Raw genomic sequence first — 19900 nt, 5'->3', positions numbered from 1 at the left:
CTTAAAACTCGATATTTGGGTTTGCTTTAGTATCAGCACGAAGAGCTTCTGTCATCGCTGCCATATCATCTGGAATTGGCGCTTGCCATGTCATTAACTCACCCGTTATAGGATGCGCGATAGAAAGCTTAACTGCATGTAATGCTTGGCGTTTAAAGTCGCGTAGCATTTGGAACAGTTCAGGTGTTGCGCCCTTAGGCGGACGCGGACGACCACCATAAAGTTGATCGCCAACTAATGGGTGATTCAAATAAGCCATGTGCACACGAATTTGGTGAGTACGACCTGTTTCTAAGCGTAAACGTAAGCGCGTGTGAGCACGGAATTTTTCTGCAACACGGTAGTGCGTTATCGCTGGTTTGCCCATTTCATGAACAGCCATATGAGTACGCTTTGTTGCATGACGGCCAATTGGTTTTTCAACCATACCACCTGCAGTCATAGTGCCATTACAAATTGCTTCGTATTCACGGGTGAAGTTTTCGCGCTTTTGCAATGCCGTCACTAAATGTGTTTGCGCGGGAATAGTTTTAGCAACCACCATTAAACCTGTGGTGTCTTTATCTAGACGATGGACAATACCGGCACGTGGCACATTGATAATGTCTGGGTAATGATGAAGTAAAGCATTTAAAACAGTACCATCAGGGTTACCTGCACCAGGGTGAACAACTAGCCCCATCGGTTTATTTATAACTAATATATCATCGTCTTCATAAACGATGTTTAATTTGATATTTTGTGCCTCATATTCTCGAGGAGCCTCAATGGTTGTTTCTACACTGACCATTTCGCCACCGAGTAATTTTTCGCGAGGCGTGTTCAATATTTCGCCGTTTACCGTGATTTTGTCATCCAAAATCCATGTTTTTATCCGTGAACGCGAATAATCAGGGAACAATTGCGCCAATACTTGGTCTAGACGTTTACCGCCAAGGTCTATTGGAACCTCGGCTTGGAGAGAAATTTGCTCTGACATTAGTAACTTTACCCAATTTACCAGTGCAAGCTGTGCTCGACTGGGTTAGAATCGCTTTATTAAGCATTGTATAATACGTATAGTTTACTCGGTTTTCCTCTGTTGGCCTAGCCGAAGACATCGAAGGTAATAAATAAAATGATAAATAAAATAGGGAAACGTGCGTTCGCCATTGTTTTTTCAGTTACAGTACTTGGTTTAGGGGCTTGCTCGTCAGCACCAGATCAAGAAGATATCCAACGCGTTCCTAATAAATCTGCGCAAGCTTTATATGAAGATGCGAAACAAACATTAGATTCAGGCTTATACGCTCGAGCAATTGAGTTGTTGAGTGCTATTGACTCTCGCTATCCTTTTGGTCCGCTATCAAAGCAAGTACAAATGGACCTAGTGTATGCTCACTATCAAGCAGGTAATACTGAACAAGCACTTGCAACTATTGACCGCTTTATTCGCTTGAACCCAAACCACAAAGATTTAGATTACATGTACTACATGCGTGGCTTAGTGAACATTAAAGCAGACCAAAATGCTTTCCAAGAGTATTTTGGCGTAGACCGTGCGGATAGAGATGCAAATCGTACCCGTGTTGCTTTCACTGACTTATCAACATTATTAAAACGCTATCCTAATAGCGCTTATGCGCCAGAAGCAAAAAAACGTTTAGTGTGGCTTCTCAACAAAATGGCGCGCTACGAGTTAAAAGTGGCTGAATATTACTATGAACGCGAAGCATATCTTGCTGCCGCTAACCGTGGCAAATATGTAGTTGAGCATTACTCACAAAGCAGCTACTTAGATCAAGCTTTAGAAATCATGGAAAAAAGTTACGACAAACTCGGCTTACCTGAGCTAAGCGCGCATGCTAAAGCAACGCGTGAAGCGAATAAACGTTAATCCATCACATTTACATTAAAAAAGGCGCCATAGGCGCCTTTTTTAATGTTTGCGATCGAATATACCCAAACCACCTCAAGGTGCGAGTTTCAGTTGGAGTTAAAAGCGATTTAGGCAAGGCATTGATTGCAAGTTATAGTGGTTCTATTGTTAAAATCAATAACGCAGTATAAATCGCTTTTAAACCAACCCTTTGGGCGCTCACAGGCACTTACTCTCATCGTTGTTACTTCTTAAAAGGGACTACCATTCTTGCAAAGTAACGCCTTGATATTAAGCACCTGTGAATCGCTGAATTCTGCATCTTGAGGTGGCTTGGGTATACTAATTAAATCGCATCTTCATCTTCTTCGGCGGTACGAATACGTACTACACGTTCCACATCAGTGACAAAGATTTTACCATCGCCAATTTTACCTGTTTGCGATGTTTTAACGATCACTTCAATCGCTCTATCAACATCTTCATCGCTAAGTACAATATCAAGTTTAACTTTCGGTAAAAAATCGACCATGTACTCAGCACCGCGGTAAAGCTCAGTGTGCCCCTTTTGACGGCCAAAGCCCTTAACTTCGCTAACCGTCATTCCTGTGATACCCACATCTGACAACGCTTCACGAACATCATCAAGCTTAAAGGGTTTTATAATTGCTTCTATTTTTTTCATAGTAACCAGTTAGTTTAAAACATATTTGCCTCGATTTTAGACAATCCATGTCAGCATAGCAAACAAACTGAACAAATAGGTGCACTATAAACAAAGCGTGATATTATTATTAAACTACTTGTAAGTGAGGTACAAGCAATGAAAAACAACAGGAAACATAAAGGCTTCACGCTTTTAGAATTAATGATAGCAGTTGCGATTGTCGGCATTGTTGCCACAATTGCGTTATGGGACAGCTCAGATACATTAGAAAGAAATAGAGCAGAAAATTACTTACTCGACTTGCAGCGGATAATTAGTTTTGCCCGGGCTAAAGCTGTTAGTACAGATACCCAAGTAACTGTATGTAAGGGCTGGGAAAGCCGCATAAAAAGGGACCAAGTGAGTATCTGCCACCCTCTGTCAAAAAATAACGCACAAGAACAAGTTATCTTTATGTTTAGTAACGATAAAGAAAGATTTCCACGTAATGTAATTCAATGGTACGAACCTTATTATGGTGACGAGGTCTACAGGATGCTTCCTCCGCCTAGCAATAAGGATGTGATCACTTATAATGGTGGCGAACAAATTATTTTCGATACCAGTGGTAGTATACTTACTCAAGTGGGAACTTTTGTATACTGTCCAAATCCTAATAATAATGACAATAATAAAGCCCTTCTAATAAACAAATCAGGTAGTGCGTTTTATCTTGGTGATACAAACCTCAAATGTAATTAAATAAACACTTGACATGATTTTAGGTACATCTATATTTAAATAAAATATATCAATAGGGAGTCTTCAAGGATGAAGACACATCTCTTTTATTGTCGAGTACTTGGCGCAACACTCATTGAGGTTTTAATAATGGTATCGGTTGTTTCGATACTTTTAAACCTTGCATTGTTCGATTTAAAACCTTTCTTAGCGCAAAACCGTCTAGATAATCAAATACATCTTATTAAACGCGCAGTCGCTATTAGCCGCTTAAATGCACAAGCAAACAATGCGTATGTCACGTTTTGTGCATTACACAATAACCAGTGTAACTATCAATTCTGGCATAAAAAACTCACTGTCTTTATCGATCATGGACAGATTGGCGTGTTTGATAGTAATGACACTAAAATAGTACAGTTTGAGGCAATCAATAAGCTTGATATGCTCACTTATAACAAACGCAATGCACTAACCTTTTTACCTAATGGAAGACTGATGGGACTCAATAATGGGACTTTTGTTTATTGTCCTGAATACAAAGAAGCAAGCCTAAGTGGGCTTGCTATATCGGTAAATAATGTTGGCAGGGTGAAAGTAATAGATACTGATAAATGTCAGCAATAAGCTAATTAGCGACCCCAGCAAACATCAGTAGACGCTGCAGAGCCTCCATGACGCTGAATACCACGGTCGTCTATTATTAATCTTGTACATTCAGTATCTTTGGCAGGGGGGCCTGCAATTGCAATAGCTGATGCATAGAAAACTGCGCGGCCGACAGTGTTATTAACTTCCAGCCTTAACCGGTAATAACCATTTTCCGTGGTATCGTTTAAGCCAAGTTGATCAAATGTGGTAGCGTATTGACGATTATCCGCAAAGTATTGCTCCTGCTTATTTGCTATATCTAATAAAGCAGTAACAGCTTCACTTCTTGCTGCACGCTTAACATATTCGAAATAATTAGGTAGCGCAATACTTGCTATAATTCCTAAAATAGCAACCGTAATCATTAGTTCAATTAAGGTAAAACCTAACTGCTTATTTTTCTTTCTTGATCTTATATATTTTATACCCATCAAATATTTCTCAAAGACTCGCTATACATTTGATTATAATAGGTTCAGTTTTTTATGATTGCAATTAACTTTATTTTTATACCTTTCTAAAAGGTAAAAAAATGTAGCAATAAAACCATAATCAAACTTTAGCACTGCAGCGAATAATCAAATTAATTAATTTTTACTAGTAAGTTAGATCACGTTTTTCTTGTTTATAAATATACATCTGTTGGGTTTTAAAACCAAAACCAATTGGCACTTTATCACTAACAAGTTTTATTTTACCGTTTTCAATTGTTAACCCAGGGCCTAAGATTTCTTGTACTTTGAATGGGTTTTGAGCGCCCTTAACTCCAGGTCCAATCGATAAAAACTGGCTTTGTTCTCTCACTTTTTCGCTAGTATTGTCATCACAAAAACCATCGCTATTTCCATCGACACAACTATCACCAACGCCAAAATAAAGTTGAGGCGTGTCTGGAACATCGTTCGAAGTTGTGAATTTTAAACTGTCATAGACTTTGGTGCCATAATGTAAATGAAAAGCATAAAGACCGCCAGACCCACCAGTCAGTGAACATTGATTTGCAGTGGCTGTCGCAGGAGAAAAGCTAGTAAAATAAGCTACACCACCAATAACCGTACTTGCAGCTAGTGACTTTTCTCCCGAAGCCGGCAAGTTATAGTACCAACCTTTAAACTCCCCGAGCGTTACTTCTAGTTCTGTGAATTTTTCGACATCGTCAATAGCTTTGCCAAAAGGATCCGAATCTACATTCATTAAGTCTGCTTGAGTGATCACGTCAGGTACATCAGCACCTTTAAATGATTTTGTCACGGTATTAATATCACGGATCATAAAAAGTTGATCGTTGGCTGTCGAAGAAAGAGGCTTAGCGCGGTTTCCGCTACCAATTAATACTGCGTCAAATGGCGTATCAATTCGCGTTTTAATCGTTTTCCCTTCAAAAGTGGTTTCTGATACTTTGCTGAACATTGTACGAGCAATCATTGGTTTATAGAAAAAACGACGATCTTGAGTAGACAAAGCACCACCTAGGCTCGCTAATTTAAAATGCGTCCATGGTTTTTGTGAATCATTAGGGTTATTTGAGGGCATATCAACACGCCATATATCTCCACCTGTATCCGCTGCATACAATCTATCTACATAGCCATCATAATCTGAATCAAGAATGCTAATATCAGAAGCAATGCTGTGCTTTCCTAAAAAGCCATTTTCAGTTGGAGTCAGAGCCCAAATTTTCTTACCTGTTTGCGCATCAACAATAAATATACCCCGCCCTTTACTATCATTGGAGCGCGAAACATTATCTTTATTTGTGTCATATCCGCCCCCAAAAACTAATACAGGGCGGTCCTCATAACCTGCTAAATTAATGTAGGTTACGATTGGCTTTGACCAGGTTTGACCAAGCTCTAAAAAGTCACCAGTTCCCCCTTTGATAGGCTCATCCCACAATAATTTAGGAGAATTAGGATTTGTAATATCAAGGCCATAATAATAATTACCGCCTCGTCTTAAACCAAAGAATGCCCAAACACGATCACTATCATTAACAACACCGTCTCCATTTTTATCATCAAAGAAAACAGAGATAGGTCCGTCTACACCATAGACTTTTGTGTCTGCTTGATTATCACGTAGCGGCTTAATAATTTTATATAGACTTCTAGGTATAAATGCCCAACTTTCGCTTAATACATCATTTTTATCTTGGAACATATGCAAGTACCCAGCATTAGTGCCAATTAAAATTCGGATATCATCATTACCGTAATCAATCGTTACGGGTTTTGAATGCAATGGATCACCGAATATGTCATTACGCGAATCACTGGTAGATCCATCTTTATCTTCATCATCTACATCTACACCACGCGACCAGAAAGCAAGATCATACAACTCTTGTCTGGTTGCCCCACTAACACCAAATGCTTCAGCTGCCTTTTCAACACTACCGTAGTAATCTATTGCATTCCAACCAGAAAAATGACGTAGTACATTCCCTTTTAGATTTGATAATATAACCCGCCTTCCCTGTGCATAAGGAACGCTATCTTGAAGTGCCAAATATGCATTCACCCCACCGAGTTCTACTGAGCTACCATCTGCTCCTTCGCCACTTGGTAACCAAAATGTTTTCGCATTTTTATCAATTAGGCCATCTTCATTTAAAGCAGGTTTTCCATCTTTATCAGTGATTTTGTCGCCAGACACTTTTAATTTTTTCAAATTTCCGCGCCAACGAGCCCCAGTTTTAGGATAAAACATCGCATAATAAATCGACTCTCTGCTACGTGTTTGGTCAACATTGTTACTCGCAACAGAAGGAGAGGTAAAACTATCGTTCACTTCCCTAATTTGAGTTATCGTATTTTTTAGTGCATCAGAAAGCTGATCAGCAGTATTTGCGTGAAGGTATTTCCCCCCCCCTAACTTTGCTGTCTCAGACAGTAAACGCTTACCGTTTTCGCTCATACCACTTCCAAATCCGATAGTATAAACGCGGCCTGTCTCATGGATCTCACTAGTCGAAGGAAATAAGTCAACTTTAACATTTTCCGAGCCATGAATTATTTGCGCAAGCTTGTGGAGGTATACACCCGCGATACGATCGGAGTCGCCCAAATAGCGGCCAAAATACGATTGATACAGATTACTGATAGTGCCATCTTGTTCATTATCCGAACCTGAGCTAGGGTCGCCATCAGTCATGTAGATAACATTTACAGAATGGTCACAGCGTTTAACTTCTTCTGTATTATCAAAGGGAGAGATGTATGAATAGGTATAGTAACGATTCCACCATGGACCTGAAACCGTTTTGTTCTCAATTGAATTATCACGTAGCGCCTCAGCCACCTTTGCACCGTAGTAAAGGCTTTTCCCAGTGATATACAAATAAGCTTCCCAGAGTGTTTCGGTTAAGGGCGTCCCCCCATTAGCAGGTAATGTAGCAATCGTTTGCTTTAGAAAAGAGTTAGAAGAACCGATACCCGCAAGAACATATCCCCCATCAAGTCCATTAAAACGCATTAAGCCAAAATCTATATCGTCATTTCCATCAATTAAATTAGTTATAGCATCTTGAGCGATACCTAACCGGCTATCAGGGCAAAGAATATATCGCCCATACGAAAAACCACAGTTAAAACCTGAGCTTGTTGAGAATGCCATACTACCTGAGGTATCGAAAACTATCAGAACACGGGGTTTCTCATCGAGCTTTACATTATGATTAACGTACAGTTCAATGTCTTCAGCATGGGCCATTGAGCTGAAAATAACAGCACTACCAAGCAAGATTTTGCTGATTAATTTTCCTATATTCATTACAACCCCCACTAAACACCAACGTTCAAAACCAATAACCTAATTGAAAAAAGTTATCTCGAAAGCCCAAGAGTAAGTTACCTTCTAACAACACGATGACTAAATACTTGTAGCTGACGTAATGCAAATAAATTTAAAATTGATACAAGTTAAATTATAACTAATTATTTTGAATTAAAACATAAGTGCTACAAATAAATTAATTATTTGCACCATTTTTTCTTAGAATTTCACTAAAAATAACTAGAGCTTTGGCTATTCACTGAATTCAATACATATTTTGCAGTGTATTGCTTTAACTATTAACAAAAATAATAAAAAAGAGCCAATTTTAAAAGAAAGGTAAGCGAAAGGGATTGCTTTCTACAAAGCAAAGTAACACATTGAATTTTAATGGAAATTTATGTACTTACAATTATTAAAAGGACACCGCTTTAAAACTGGTGCCCTTATTACAGCTGCATTATACAAGTATAAAGCCGCGACTAAATAATATGATAAAAACATTGCATATACTATTATTGAGTTCGGTCATACTTCTCTTGTTTATATATATAAGTTTGTTGAACTTTAAATCCAAGAACCTCATCACTCAGTAATTTAATTTTACCATTTACGGTATGTAAGCCAGGGCCCAATACCCCTTTGGCAACAAACGGATCTTTTTGGCTAACAATCCCGGTACCAATCAACATAAACTGACTTTCACCTTTATCCGATTCACCAAAGAATAGTTGCGGAGTATCAGGTACATCATTCCCTGTTTGGAACTTAAGTTCATCATATACTTTGGTTCCATAATGTAGGTGAAAAGCATAAAGACCACCAGTACCGCTACCTAGACTACACTGGTCGACAACATTGGTTGTCGAGCCTGGTGCAAAACTTGTAAAGTAAGCAACACCTCCTACAACGGTACTCGCAGCTAATGATTTCTCACCTTGAAGCGGCAAGTTATAGTACCAACCATTAAAGCGCGCTAATTCAACCTCAAGCTTGACAAAGCCATCAACATTATCAAGTTTCTTAGCAAAAGGATCTGAACTTACATTCATTAAATCTGATTGTGTGATAGTGTTCGGGACTTTACTCCCTGTAAAAGACTTAGTCACAGTATTTATATCGCGGATCATAAATAACTGATCATTCACCGCTGATGAAAGCGGATTTGCTCTATTCCCGCTGCCAATTAATACGGCATCAAACGGAGTATCAACGCGAGTTACTGTGGATTTACCATTTACAACAACTTCAGATACTTTGCTATATACACTTCTCGCAATAGTCGGTTTATAAAAAAAGCGCCGGTCATTGTTAGCCCGAGTGCCCCCAAGACTAGCAAGTTTAAAGTGCGTCCAGTTCCGTGAGTTTTGCGTAGGCATGTCCACTCGCCAAACATCACCACCTGTATCAGTGGCATACAAACGATCTATATATCCGTCGTAATCAGAGTCTAAAAGAGCAATATCAGATGCGATACTGTGTTTACCTTGAAAACCATTTTCAGAAGGAGTCAATGCCCAGACTTTTTTACCTGTCTCAGCATCAACAATGTAAATTCCTCGCCCCTTAGAGTCATTAGTTCGTCGACTATTATCTTTATTAGTATCATAGCCAGCTCCAAAGATAAGCACAGGGCGATCTTTATATCCAGCTAAATTGATATAGGTTACTTGTGCTTTTGACCAGCTTTGTGCCAACTCTTTGAAATCACCTGAGCCACCGACAATTGGTCCACCCCACATTATTTGTGGGCGATTAGGGTTAGTAATATCTAAAGCGTAATACTCATTTCCGCCACGTCTTAAGCCAAAAAATGCCCAAACCCTATCTGTTCGCGTATCTACAACACCATTTTTGTTTTTATCGTCAAAGAAGATAGAAATAGGTCCATCAACACCATAGACCTTTGTATTTTTATCATTGTCTCTTAATGGTTTGATAATTTTATATAAACTTCTTGGAATAAACGCCCAGGTTTCAGTTAAAACATCATTTTGATCTTTAAACATATGCAGATAGCCTGCATTCGTACCTATTAAGATACGTACGTCATTATTTCCATAATCAATAGTGACGGGTTTTGAATGAAGTGGATCACCAAAGACATCCTCACGAGTATCCGTTGTTAGGCCATCATTATCTTCATCATAAATATCTACACCACGTGACCAAAATGCTAAATCGTATATCTCTTGTCTAGTCGCGCCTTTGGCCCCAAAAGCTTCTGCTGCTTTATCAACACTTCCATAGTAGGTAATAGCATTCCAACCACTGAAATGACGCAATATTTCATCCTTTAAGTTTGATAATATTGCTCGTCTGCCTTGAGCATATGGTATGCTATCTTGTTTAGCCAAATAAGCATTAACCCCACCAAGTTTAACATCATTGCCATCTGGTTTTTCGCTGTCAGCTGACCAGAATGTATGAACATTAGGGGCAATTTTTCCGCTATCATCTAAAGCAGAAACCCCACCTAAACCAACTATCTTATCACCAGATACCTTAAGCTTTTTTAAATTACCTCGCCAACGAGCACTTGTGCTTGGGTAAAACATCGTATTATACAGTGCATCCCGACTACGAGTTTGATCAGTATTGTTCGATGCAATAGATGGTGAAGAAAAAGCCCCACCCTCCTTTCTTAAAGCTGCGAATGAAGTCTCAAGAGCTTTTGATAACTCTTCTGGATTCGTAGCAAGAATATAGCTTCCGCCACCCGCTTTGGCCGTTTCATCTAGGATTTTTTGTCCTCTCTCTGTTAAGCCGTTACCAAATCCGATTGTATTAACAATACCGCGGTCATGTACCTTTGACGTTTTAGGGTACAAATCTATATCGACATCGTCTGTACCGTGAATTATTTTTGCAAGCGGAGCTAAATAACTCTGACCATTATAGTCGTCTAAAAATGTTGTTGCTGGCTCAGAGAAATAATGTTGATGCAATGACTCAATATCAGTATTGCTTTCGTTGTCATGTTGAGGCGAGCCATCACTTATCATCATGATATGAACATCATTGTTACACCTGGCGTTTTTTGTGAAGGTTGAATCTAAAGGAGAAATATATTTAACGCCATCTTCTGCAGTGGTATCACGAAATTCAGCCGGAAATAATGCACCAAACTCAACATTTTGCCCTGTCAAATATAGATAAGTCTCCCACAGTGTTTCTGTAATAGGCGTAGCTCCAATTGCGCCATTGTCCAAAATGAGTTCTTTCAATTTACTATGTTCAGTTCCCAATTTGGCTCTGATAAAACCACCATTTCCAAATGGAGAAAAACGAATAAATCCAAAATCAATATCAGGATTTTCATCGATTACTTTTATGAGTGATGATTTAGCAGCTGCAATTCGGCTATCAGGACACTCATACAAGTAACCATCAACTGGGTGAAAGCATTTAAGCCCTGTATTGGCAGAATACTGCATGCTACCAGAGGTATCGAGTACAAAAATAACACGCGATTTTTCATCAAGATCTTTATCATAATTAACATATAGCTCAGTATCATCAGCATTTGCAGCGGTTAAAAATCCAAGCGTGCAAACATATATAAATACACATTTAAAGTTAACGACCTTCATTGCAATTCCCTCTCTAGCCACCCGTGTTTAAACTTGCCATTTCTTGAGCGACGCCCGTTTTAACAGTTAATGTATGAATACTTTTTTTACCATAGGTAATTGTGGTATTAACTTCGACCATGTTGCATGACACACCGGAGGTGAAGTTGTACTTGCGAGGACATGGCAAATCCAATTCGCCATTATTTAAATTAGTCATTTTATTCGTGGAGTCACCGATCGCGCCCAAATCGAAGCCACCCTCAGGTATTTGCTCAGGCTTTTTAAAAAAAGCACTATTTCTTCCAGCAGCGGCTTGATTTGCAATCACCTTAAGCACTGTGCCCATAACTTCATTTTCAGCAACTTCACGCTCTTGTACCGCGGCTGTTATTTTTGCATCAATACTACTGCTATTCATTAAAGTTACTGCAATCCCTGTTACTGCAACAACCATAATTAGAGCAAGGATCAATACTATGCCCTGTTGCTTTTTAGGAGGGTTTAAATGCGCCACAAATTTGCTCCTACATTGTTTAATCTAATGGTGGTTGTAAAAATTGCGCGTCGATATTTATCATTGAATGTAAGTGTTCTACCACTAGCCCCTTCTCCTAACTCATAGGTTTGATTTTTAATTTGTAAGTCGCCATCTGGCATCAGAGATCTAGCAAGTAAAAATACTTGTACTGTCAAAATTCCACGCCTATTCTCCCAATCAGTAGCCGTCATTTGATTAATACTTTTATAGGTATCAACTCGACTATCATTAGTGGTATCTAAGCCAAAAACAAACCGCATATTTTCAACTCCCTCCATAACAGTTTCTGTATACATACCGCGTACTGGGGTCAGTCGTTTTCGTTTCAGAACAGGAATAACAACACGTTTTTTATTGATATAAATAGTTTCTTTAGAAACATAATAAACATTATGGCGGTAGCGCCACACCGTTGCGTTGACATTTATTGTTGCTGCATTCACAGACCCACGAGTAAACAATGCAAATTCTTGCTCTGCAACAAAATAATAAGAATTATTGCTTGTGTACTTAGGCTCATTTTGAAATCCTTCTAAAAACTTTAATTGTAATACATCCGTATTTGCTGCAGCGTCACGAATACAGCCCAGCGCGGAGGAGCCTGCAGCCTGCACTGCATAAATTGAACGAAAATTAGTACTAGAAGCTAGGTCAGGGAAACTACCGTTATTTAAACCAGCAGAGCAGTCAGGACTTGGATTTGCAACTTGACTAAGTTGCGTATTAGCAGCAGAAAAGGAATCCTCGTAAAAAGTGCCCCAAAAACCAACTTGCTCAATATCCCGCTGTAGTATATTGAGGGCTAATCTGCCAGTTTCTTGCAGCTCGCCAATCATCATCGTGTCTTTAGTTGTGGCTTTCATACTTACATAAGTAAACATTACACCACCTAAAACAATACCACCTATGAATAAGGCAACCATCATTTCAATTAATGTAAAACCTTTATACTTATTCATCTTACGACCTTAAATAAATATAGCTGTCAAGAACGACAAGGCGACGACGGTCATTTACTGAACCACATCCGGTTTTTAAGTTTTCTGCGCTTGCTTTAAACTCTTGTCGACCACGCCAACTAACAATCACTTCAATATTATACTCACTTGGAAGGCCCCCTGAGACTGCAGTGGCTTTAATGCACACCCTTGCTTCATCCAGAGCTCCGGTGTTTTCACGTGCCTGAATTGCTCGCACCCATTGCTGTTTATCAAGTGCAGCGATTTGCTGTGGAGAGCATGTAGCCTGATAACAGCTAGAGACTTTACCTAATGCTGTTTGGCTATGAAACTGCCCACTATATAGCGCTGAAAAAGTAGCCGTATCATTTGCTCTCATGCGGTGGATAATATCATTCCCTAACGCAATTGCAGCCGAGCGCTGCATAGCATCAAAACTTGCTTGCTTTGCTTTCGCTTGAAGCGCGATAGCACCTAATAAACCAAGGCTCAATATAATAAATGCAATGAGCACCTCGATTAAGGTAAAGCCCTGTTGATGAGAGTTATTTTTCATAATGAACGTGGCTAATAAATTGACATACCTTAAGCATAAGAAGCCTAAAAATAATAGCAATAGGTGTATGTATAAACGGTCAATATGTTAGATGAACGGTCAGTGAAACTCTCGCTCCTACTTACCCAATGCCGCTTTTACCGCTTTTAATTCCCGACGACTAACAGATAAAGGCTCTTCTAGCTGGTTCATAATTAAAATATGCCCACCAGGCTGTCGGCTGTTTAAACTATAAATATGTTGCTTATTTACAAGGGTATTACGATGTATTCGCAATAATTGTAAAGGGAAAGTACGCTCGAGTTGTTTAAGGCTCTGTTCAATGATTGCTTCGCCCCCTTCGAATACGACACGAGTATATTTTTGTTCCGCAATGCAACAAATCACATTCTCAATATTTACTCTGCGCAATACACCACCGAGCTGATAACTTATGTAGCTTTTAGCAGAGTCACTTAATTGAGTTCGATTAAGCTTGCTAAGTTGCGATAATGTTTGATTAAGCGAAGACTCAGAAACTGGTTTTACTAAATAACCATCAGCACAGAGTCGGAATGCCTCTAGTGCGTGCTCAGGGTGAGCTGTAAGAAATACGATGGCAGGTGGTATAGTTAACTGTTTTAATGTCGCAGCAACCTCCAGCCCATTAAGCTTGGGCATATTAATATCGAGTAGCACGACATCAGGCTGTAACTGTTTACAATATTCAATTGCTTGTTCGCCATTACAGGCATCACCAATCACTGTATAATTACTATGCTCTGACAATAATCGTGAAATACGTGCTCGAGCTAGCGGCTCATCATCAACAATTAATACTTTTATCATGCTGTTTTCTGCCTTGGTAATACAAGTTTTACCCTAAATATTCCATCGCGATGAGTGGTTGTTATTGTTGCCTTTCGTTGATAAAACAGTGATAAGCGTTCACGAATATTATCAAGTGCCATACCATTACCCGACCTTTCATTCATGATGTTCTTCACTACTGGGTTAGTAATAATGAATGTGTAAGTTTTATCAGACTGGTGCATTTCGACATTTATTTCACCTTGCTCTGCAGTCTCGATCCCATAAAATACTGCATTCTCAATAAGAGGTTGGAGAGTCAAACATGGGATATCGATATCAGGTAGTTTATCAAGTAACTGCCAGTTTACTGTTAGCCGTTCTCCGTAACGCCATCGCTCTAGTGCTATATATTGTTGGCATAGTGTTATTTCATCGGTAAGTAAAATAGCTTTACCACTTTTCATAGCAGCCTGAGAGAGTGCAGCTAATGCAAGAATGGCTTGTTCTGCCGCCACCACATCATAGTGGGTTAGCTCAGCAGCAGTATTCAAACTATTAAATAGGAAATGAGGACGAATGCGGGCTTGAAGCGCATCTAATTTGGCTTTAGCCAGAGCTTTTGTTTGCTGCTCCTTTTGATTATGCATCAGCAAAAATTGAACAAAAAGCACTGTAACCAAAAAAATTATCAGTAGATTACTCACAATAAAGTGCGTCTTAGATGCCATTTCAAAGATATCTGCGAATACGTTAAGTACTGCAAAGCTATACAAGTATGTAAAAATCAGTAAAACAATTACTAAGATAGATAACTGTACTGCCTGAGATAATTTAGCAAGTACAGACCGTGAGAGATAAAGACAAGAAAGACTTGATAAGAAAATAAGGTGCAAAAAGAAACTAAAAATGGCCAGACGTAACCATACATCACCAAAACTTAACGGTGAAAACGCCAATAAAACAGCAATAACTTGACTGACGATAAGTATGGCGAGTACACCACGGGATTGGAAAAGAGCCGCAATCAGCAAGCCGTGTGAATTTGGCTGTTTGCTCATGGGCTCCTCTTTTAACTGTTGACTACTATTTGCTTAGATTAGCGTAGCTCAACAGGAACGGCAAATACTATGTTCTCTTCTTCACCAGGATTTTCAACAACTTGATTACCACCTAGTTCTTTTAAACGAGTAATAACCTGTTGAACTAAAACTTCTGGCGCAGATGCCCCAGCAGTCACACCTACGGCATTTACATTGTTAAACCAATCCGCCTCAACATTACTTGCATCATCAATTAAATAAGCAGTGGTGCCCATTTTGTCAGCAAGCTCACGTAAACGATTTGAGTTAGAACTATTTTTAGCCCCTACTACAAGCAGTACATCCACTTTATCAGCTAAGTCACGAACCGCATCTTGACGGTTTTGCGTAGCATAACAAATGTCGTCTTTACGCGGGCCATCAATGGCCGGAAACTTAGTACGTAGTGCATCAATCACATCTGCCGTATCATCAACAGATAACGTGGTCTGGCTACAGTAAAAAAGGTTTTCAGGATTTTTAACAGATAAAACGGCAACATCTTCAGGGGTTTCTACTAAGTAAATACCGCCCGCTTCGTTGTCGTACTGACCCATAGTACCTTCAACCTCAGGATGGCCATGGTGACCAATCAATACACACTCAATACCTTTACGGCTGGCTCGTGTTACTTCCATATGTACTTTTGTTACCAGTGGGCAGGTTGCATCGAACACTTTAAGGTCGCGACGTTTTGCTTCACTTCGAACGGCTTGCGATACACCATGCGCACTGAAGATAACAATACTATCGTCAGGAACCTGATCTAGCTCTTCAACAAAAACTGCACCGCGATTTTTTAAGCCATCAACAACATATCGATTGTGAACCACTTCATGACGCACATAGATTGGCTTTTCAAAGATATCGAGTGCGCGCTCCACAATACTAATTGCACGGTCGACACCAGCGCAAAAACCACGTGGATTCGCTAATAAAATATCCATTAACCTGTTACCTCTAAAATATCGACTTCAAAGGTTAAGCGCTGCCCTGCAAGTGGGTGATTAAAGTCAATTGTGACCGATTCACCTTGAACTTCACGAACAAGACCGGGTAACTCAGTGCCATCAGGCTGAGTAAAGGCAATAATGTTACCTACTTCAGCAGGGGTATCTGCACCAAACTTACTGCGATCCACATAATAAATGTTATCTGGATTTGGCTGACCAAATGCATCTTCAGGCTCTAATGCAAATGACTTGCTGTCACCGGCGGTTAAACCTAGTAAACATTTTTCAAAGTTTTCTGTCAGGCTACCATCACCCATTCGCAATTTTGCAGGTTTATTATGTACCTTAGTTGAGTCGGCTGCAGAGCCATCTTCTAACTTAATTGAGAAATGAAAGATCACTTCAGAGTTTTCACCAATTACAGCTTGGCTCATGCTTGTTGCTCCTTAGGACTTTCGCCTGTGAAGGCATCAAATAAAAGTAATGCGGCACCGATACAAATCGCGCAATCGGCAATATTGAAAACAGGAAAGTGCCAGTTTTCGTAATATACATGCAAAAAATCAATAACATAGCCATAAGCAATGCGGTCATACAAATTGCCAATTGCACCGGCTAATACTAACGCATATGCAGAACATAATACCTTGTTCGTCGCGGGTAAGCGTTTAAGCCACCATACTAAAAGTACACTGATCGTTACCGCTATTATGCTAAAAAACCAACGCTGCCAACCACCTGAATCACTTAAAAAGCTAAATGCCGCACCATAGTTATGTACGTAGGTAAAATTAAAGAAAGGCAGAATATCTATCGACTCTTTGTAGGCCATGGTATTAACAACAAGTGTTTTTGTCGCATGGTCTACTACTAAAAGTAGTAGACTCAGCCATAGCCAAACTAAGCCACTTTTTCCGGCTAGTTTGCTCACAAACAACTCCTACGCGAACTGACGCTGTTCACCATCGCCGTCAACATTGCTTACACAACGGCCACAGATCTCAGGGTGAGCAGGATCAGCACCTACATCATCACAGTAATGCCAACAACGCTCACATTTTTCAGCGGTTGTTGCAGCAACTTTAATGAATAAACCATCAATTTCTGTAGCTTGAGTACCTTCAGGTTGTGTTGTCACAGTTTCAACAGTTACGCCCGAAGTTAATAGCACAAAGCGCAACTCATCACCTAACGCAGCTAATTTCGAACTTAGCTCTTCACCTGCGTAAATACTTACGTTTGCTTGTAATGTTGCACCTATAATTTCTTCTTTACGAGCCGCTTCTAGTACTCGGTTTACTTCATCACGAACATTAAGGATTGTTAACCAATCATCGTTGCTGAACTTACCTTGTGAAGAGGCTTGTAAACCATCATACCAAACTGAAGTGAACACAAAATTATCACGTTCGCCTGGTAATGCTTCCCAAATTTCTTGTGCAGTAAAGCTTAAAATCGGTGCCATCCAACGCGTCATTGCTTCAGCAATGTGGTAAAGCGCAGTTTGACATGAACGACGGGCATGGCTATCGCTTTTCGCTGTGTATTGACGATCTTTGATTACGTCTAAGTAGAACGAACCAAGTTCACCAGTACAGAAGTTCATTAGCTTTTGCGTTACAAGTAACATTTGATACTTATCGTAAGCCGCTAAGATTTCATCTTGAAGCTCAGCTGCACGGCCCACAATCCAACGATCAAGCTCAACCATGTCTTCAATCGCAACTTTATCAGTTTTTGGATCAAAACCATTAAGGTTCGCAAGTAAGTAACGGCTTGTGTTACGAATACGACGGTAACGGTCAGCAGAACGTTTAAAGATTTCATCAGATACAGTCATTTCTGCTGTAAAGTCAGTTGATGCAACCCATAAACGTAAGATGTCAGCACCTAGTTTGTTCATCACGTTTTGTGGCGAAATTACATTGCCTAATGATTTAGACATTTTGCGGCCGTTTTCATCAACTGTGAAACCATGTGTTAACACTTGTTTATATGGCGCATGACCATTGATAGCAACCGAAGTCATCATTGACGACATGAACCAACCACGGTGTTGATCTGAGCCTTCTAAGTAAAGATCAGCAGGACCGGTTAAATCTTCACGTGCATCAACCACACATGCGTGAGTCACACCTGAGTCAAACCATACATCTAACGTATCTTGTACTTTCATGTATTGCTCAGCGTCATCGCCAAGTAAGGTTGCAGGGTCTAAGTCATACCAAGCTTGAATACCTGATTTCTCAACCAGTTTTGCGGCTTCTTCGATTAGCTCTTGCGTATTTGGGTGAAGCGCACCTGTGTCTTTATCAACAAATAATGCAATTGGCACACCCCATGTACGTTGACGTGAAATACACCAATCAGGACGGCCTTCAACCATGTTTGCAATGCGGCTCTCGCCCCACTCAGGCAACCACTCAGTCTTTTTGATTTCGTTTAATGAATCTTGACGAAGGTTAGCTTGGTCCATACTTACGAACCACTGTGGCGTAGCACGGAAGATAATAGGTGTTTTATGACGCCAGCAATGTGGGTAGCTATGTGTAAGCGCATGATGGTGTAATAACGCATTGTTTTCAGTTAATACGTCAATCACGCTCGCATTTGCTTTAAATACGTGCTGACCAGCAAACATCGGTGTGTCAGGTAAGTAAACACCGTTTGCACCAACAGGGTTAGCAACTTCTAAACCATAAGCAAGACCTGCCGCGAAATCCTCTTGACCGTGACCAGGCGCAGTATGAACCACACCTGTACCAGAATCAGTCGTTACGTGATCAGCAACAATTACAGGCACTGTGAAGTCATAGAACGGGTGAGCAACCTGTAAATTCTCAAGTGCCGCACCTTTTACATAACCTAATACATGGTAATGCTTAAAGCCATAACGGTCCATTGCATCTTTTACTAGCTCTGAACCTAAAATTAAACGCTGCTGTGCGCCTTCGTCATCAACTTGAACTAGGGCATATTCAAGCTTTTCGTGAACTGCTACTGCACGGTTAGCTGGTAATGTCCAAGGTGTAGTTGTCCAGATAACAGTACTAACTGCACCGCTACCTTCATGGCCTTCGGCAAGTTCAAACGCATTGATTACAGCCTCTTGATCAGCAAATTCAAAACGCACATCGATTGCTGGTGACTGTTTATCTTGGTATTCAACCTCTGCTTCAGCAAGTGCTGAGCCACAATCTGTACACCAGTGAACAGGCTTAGCACCTTTATGTAAGTGACCATTTTTAATGATGCGACCAAGTACGCGAATAGCATTCGCTTCAAAGTCAAAGTTCATTGTTAGGTAAGGCTTGTCCCAATCACCAAACACACCAAGACGTTTGAAGTCTGTTTTTTGACCTTCAACTTGTTTCTTAGCGTATTCGCGACACTTTTCACGGAACTCAGCAGCAGACACTTTCACACCTGGCTTGCCTACCTTCTTCTCAACCATTAACTCAATTGGTAAACCGTGACAGTCCCAACCAGGCACATAAGGTGCATCAAAGTCAGACAAGGTTTTTGACTTAACAATAATATCTTTAAGAATTTTGTTTACCGAGTGGCCTAAATGGATATCACCGTTTGCATACGGAGGGCCGTCATGCAAAATGAAGGTTTTTTTACCTTTTTTAGCGCTGCGAATTTGACCATAAAGATCGTCTTCATACCATGTCTTAAGCATCTTTGGTTCACGTTGAGCCAAATTGCCGCGCATTGGAAACGCTGTTTCCGGTAAATTCAAAGTATGTTTGTAGTCGCTCATTAATCCTACTTT

17 protein-coding genes are annotated in these 19900 nt (G+C 40.0%); 3 read left to right on the top strand and 14 right to left on the bottom strand.

Going from position 1 to position 19900, the window contains the following annotated elements:
• Position 1: 1 nt before the first annotated feature.
• Complete coding sequence (gene rluD, locus QL229_RS03680) at positions 2 to 979, bottom strand: 23S rRNA pseudouridine(1911/1915/1917) synthase RluD (RefSeq protein ID WP_138556838.1); 978 nt, start codon at positions 977 to 979, stop codon at positions 2 to 4.
• A gap of 138 nt (positions 980 to 1117) precedes the next feature.
• Here rluD and QL229_RS03675 point away from each other — a divergent pair, with 138 nt between their 5' ends.
• Complete coding sequence (locus tag QL229_RS03675) at positions 1118 to 1876, top strand: outer membrane protein assembly factor BamD (RefSeq protein ID WP_135925563.1); 759 nt, start codon at positions 1118 to 1120, stop codon at positions 1874 to 1876.
• A gap of 328 nt (positions 1877 to 2204) precedes the next feature.
• Here QL229_RS03675 and QL229_RS03670 read toward each other — a convergent pair whose 3' ends face one another.
• A complete protein-coding gene (locus tag QL229_RS03670) occupies positions 2205 to 2543 on the bottom strand; it encodes a P-II family nitrogen regulator (protein ID WP_135925568.1) in 339 nt (112 codons plus the stop codon).
• Between the two features lie 138 nt (positions 2544 to 2681).
• On the opposite strand from QL229_RS03670, the gene QL229_RS03665 reads away from it, so the two are divergent.
• Together QL229_RS03665 and QL229_RS03660 are read left to right on the top strand one after the other, a co-directional pair.
• Positions 2682 to 3266 carry a GspH/FimT family pseudopilin gene (locus tag QL229_RS03665; protein WP_135925571.1) on the top strand — a complete coding sequence of 195 codons (585 nt, stop codon included), beginning with the start codon at positions 2682 to 2684 and terminating at the stop codon, positions 3264 to 3266.
• A 69-nt stretch (positions 3267 to 3335) separates the two neighbouring features.
• Complete coding sequence (locus tag QL229_RS03660; protein ID WP_138556837.1) at positions 3336 to 3872, top strand: GspH/FimT family pseudopilin; 537 nt, start codon at positions 3336 to 3338, stop codon at positions 3870 to 3872.
• A 5-nt stretch (positions 3873 to 3877) separates the two neighbouring features.
• On the opposite strand, the gene QL229_RS03655 is transcribed toward QL229_RS03660, so the two are convergent.
• The 12 genes from QL229_RS03655 to ileS form a co-directional block, all read right to left on the bottom strand.
• Positions 3878 to 4327: a type IV pilin protein gene (locus tag QL229_RS03655; protein WP_135925573.1), complete on the bottom strand. Its 450-nt coding sequence runs from the start codon at positions 4325 to 4327 to the stop codon at positions 3878 to 3880.
• Between the two features lie 166 nt (positions 4328 to 4493).
• A complete protein-coding gene (locus QL229_RS03650) occupies positions 4494 to 7667 on the bottom strand; it encodes a PilC/PilY family type IV pilus protein (protein WP_135925575.1) in 3174 nt (1057 codons plus the stop codon).
• Positions 7668 to 8185: 518 nt separating this feature from the next.
• Positions 8186 to 11263, bottom strand: a complete 3078-nt coding sequence (locus QL229_RS03645) for a PilC/PilY family type IV pilus protein (protein ID WP_138556836.1) — start codon at positions 11261 to 11263, stop codon at positions 8186 to 8188.
• A gap of 13 nt (positions 11264 to 11276) precedes the next feature.
• Complete coding sequence (locus QL229_RS03640) at positions 11277 to 11759, bottom strand: pilus assembly PilX N-terminal domain-containing protein (protein WP_138556835.1); 483 nt, start codon at positions 11757 to 11759, stop codon at positions 11277 to 11279.
• On the bottom strand, positions 11747 to 12742 hold the full coding sequence (locus QL229_RS03635) for a PilW family protein (RefSeq protein ID WP_138556834.1): 996 nt from the start codon (positions 12740 to 12742) through the stop codon (positions 11747 to 11749). The genes QL229_RS03640 and QL229_RS03635 overlap by 13 nt, the downstream gene beginning before the upstream one ends.
• A gap of 1 nt (position 12743) precedes the next feature.
• Positions 12744 to 13298 (bottom strand): type IV pilus modification protein PilV, encoded by a 555-nt coding sequence (pilV, locus tag QL229_RS03630; RefSeq protein WP_135925587.1) that lies wholly within the window; start codon positions 13296 to 13298, stop codon positions 12744 to 12746.
• A gap of 117 nt (positions 13299 to 13415) precedes the next feature.
• Positions 13416 to 14126, bottom strand: coding sequence for a LytTR family DNA-binding domain-containing protein (locus QL229_RS03625; RefSeq protein ID WP_348649166.1), 711 nt, complete (start codon positions 14124 to 14126; stop codon positions 13416 to 13418).
• Positions 14123 to 15148, bottom strand: a complete 1026-nt coding sequence (locus QL229_RS03620) for a histidine kinase (protein ID WP_138556833.1) — start codon at positions 15146 to 15148, stop codon at positions 14123 to 14125. Before QL229_RS03620 ends, QL229_RS03625 begins: the two co-directional genes overlap by 4 nt.
• Positions 15149 to 15186: 38 nt before the next feature.
• Positions 15187 to 16116, bottom strand: coding sequence for a 4-hydroxy-3-methylbut-2-enyl diphosphate reductase (ispH, locus tag QL229_RS03615; RefSeq protein WP_138556832.1), 930 nt, complete (start codon positions 16114 to 16116; stop codon positions 15187 to 15189).
• Positions 16116 to 16556 carry an FKBP-type peptidyl-prolyl cis-trans isomerase gene (fkpB, locus tag QL229_RS03610; protein WP_138556831.1) on the bottom strand — a complete coding sequence of 147 codons (441 nt, stop codon included), beginning with the start codon at positions 16554 to 16556 and terminating at the stop codon, positions 16116 to 16118. Before fkpB ends, ispH begins: the two co-directional genes overlap by 1 nt.
• Positions 16553 to 17053, bottom strand: coding sequence for a signal peptidase II (gene lspA / locus QL229_RS03605; protein WP_135925595.1), 501 nt, complete (start codon positions 17051 to 17053; stop codon positions 16553 to 16555). Before lspA ends, fkpB begins: the two co-directional genes overlap by 4 nt.
• Before the next feature lie 9 nt (positions 17054 to 17062).
• Positions 17063 to 19888, bottom strand: coding sequence for an isoleucine--tRNA ligase (ileS, locus tag QL229_RS03600; RefSeq protein ID WP_138556830.1), 2826 nt, complete (start codon positions 19886 to 19888; stop codon positions 17063 to 17065).
• Positions 19889 to 19900 lie beyond the last annotated feature (12 nt).

Origin of the sequence: Pseudoalteromonas sp. PAR1, assembly GCF_947311895.1 — a bacterium.
Taxonomy (GTDB): Bacteria; Pseudomonadota; Gammaproteobacteria; order Enterobacterales; family Alteromonadaceae; genus Pseudoalteromonas; species Pseudoalteromonas lipolytica_C.
Note: the sequence above shows the minus strand (reverse complement) of the source record. Positions and strands in the feature narration are given on the sequence as shown.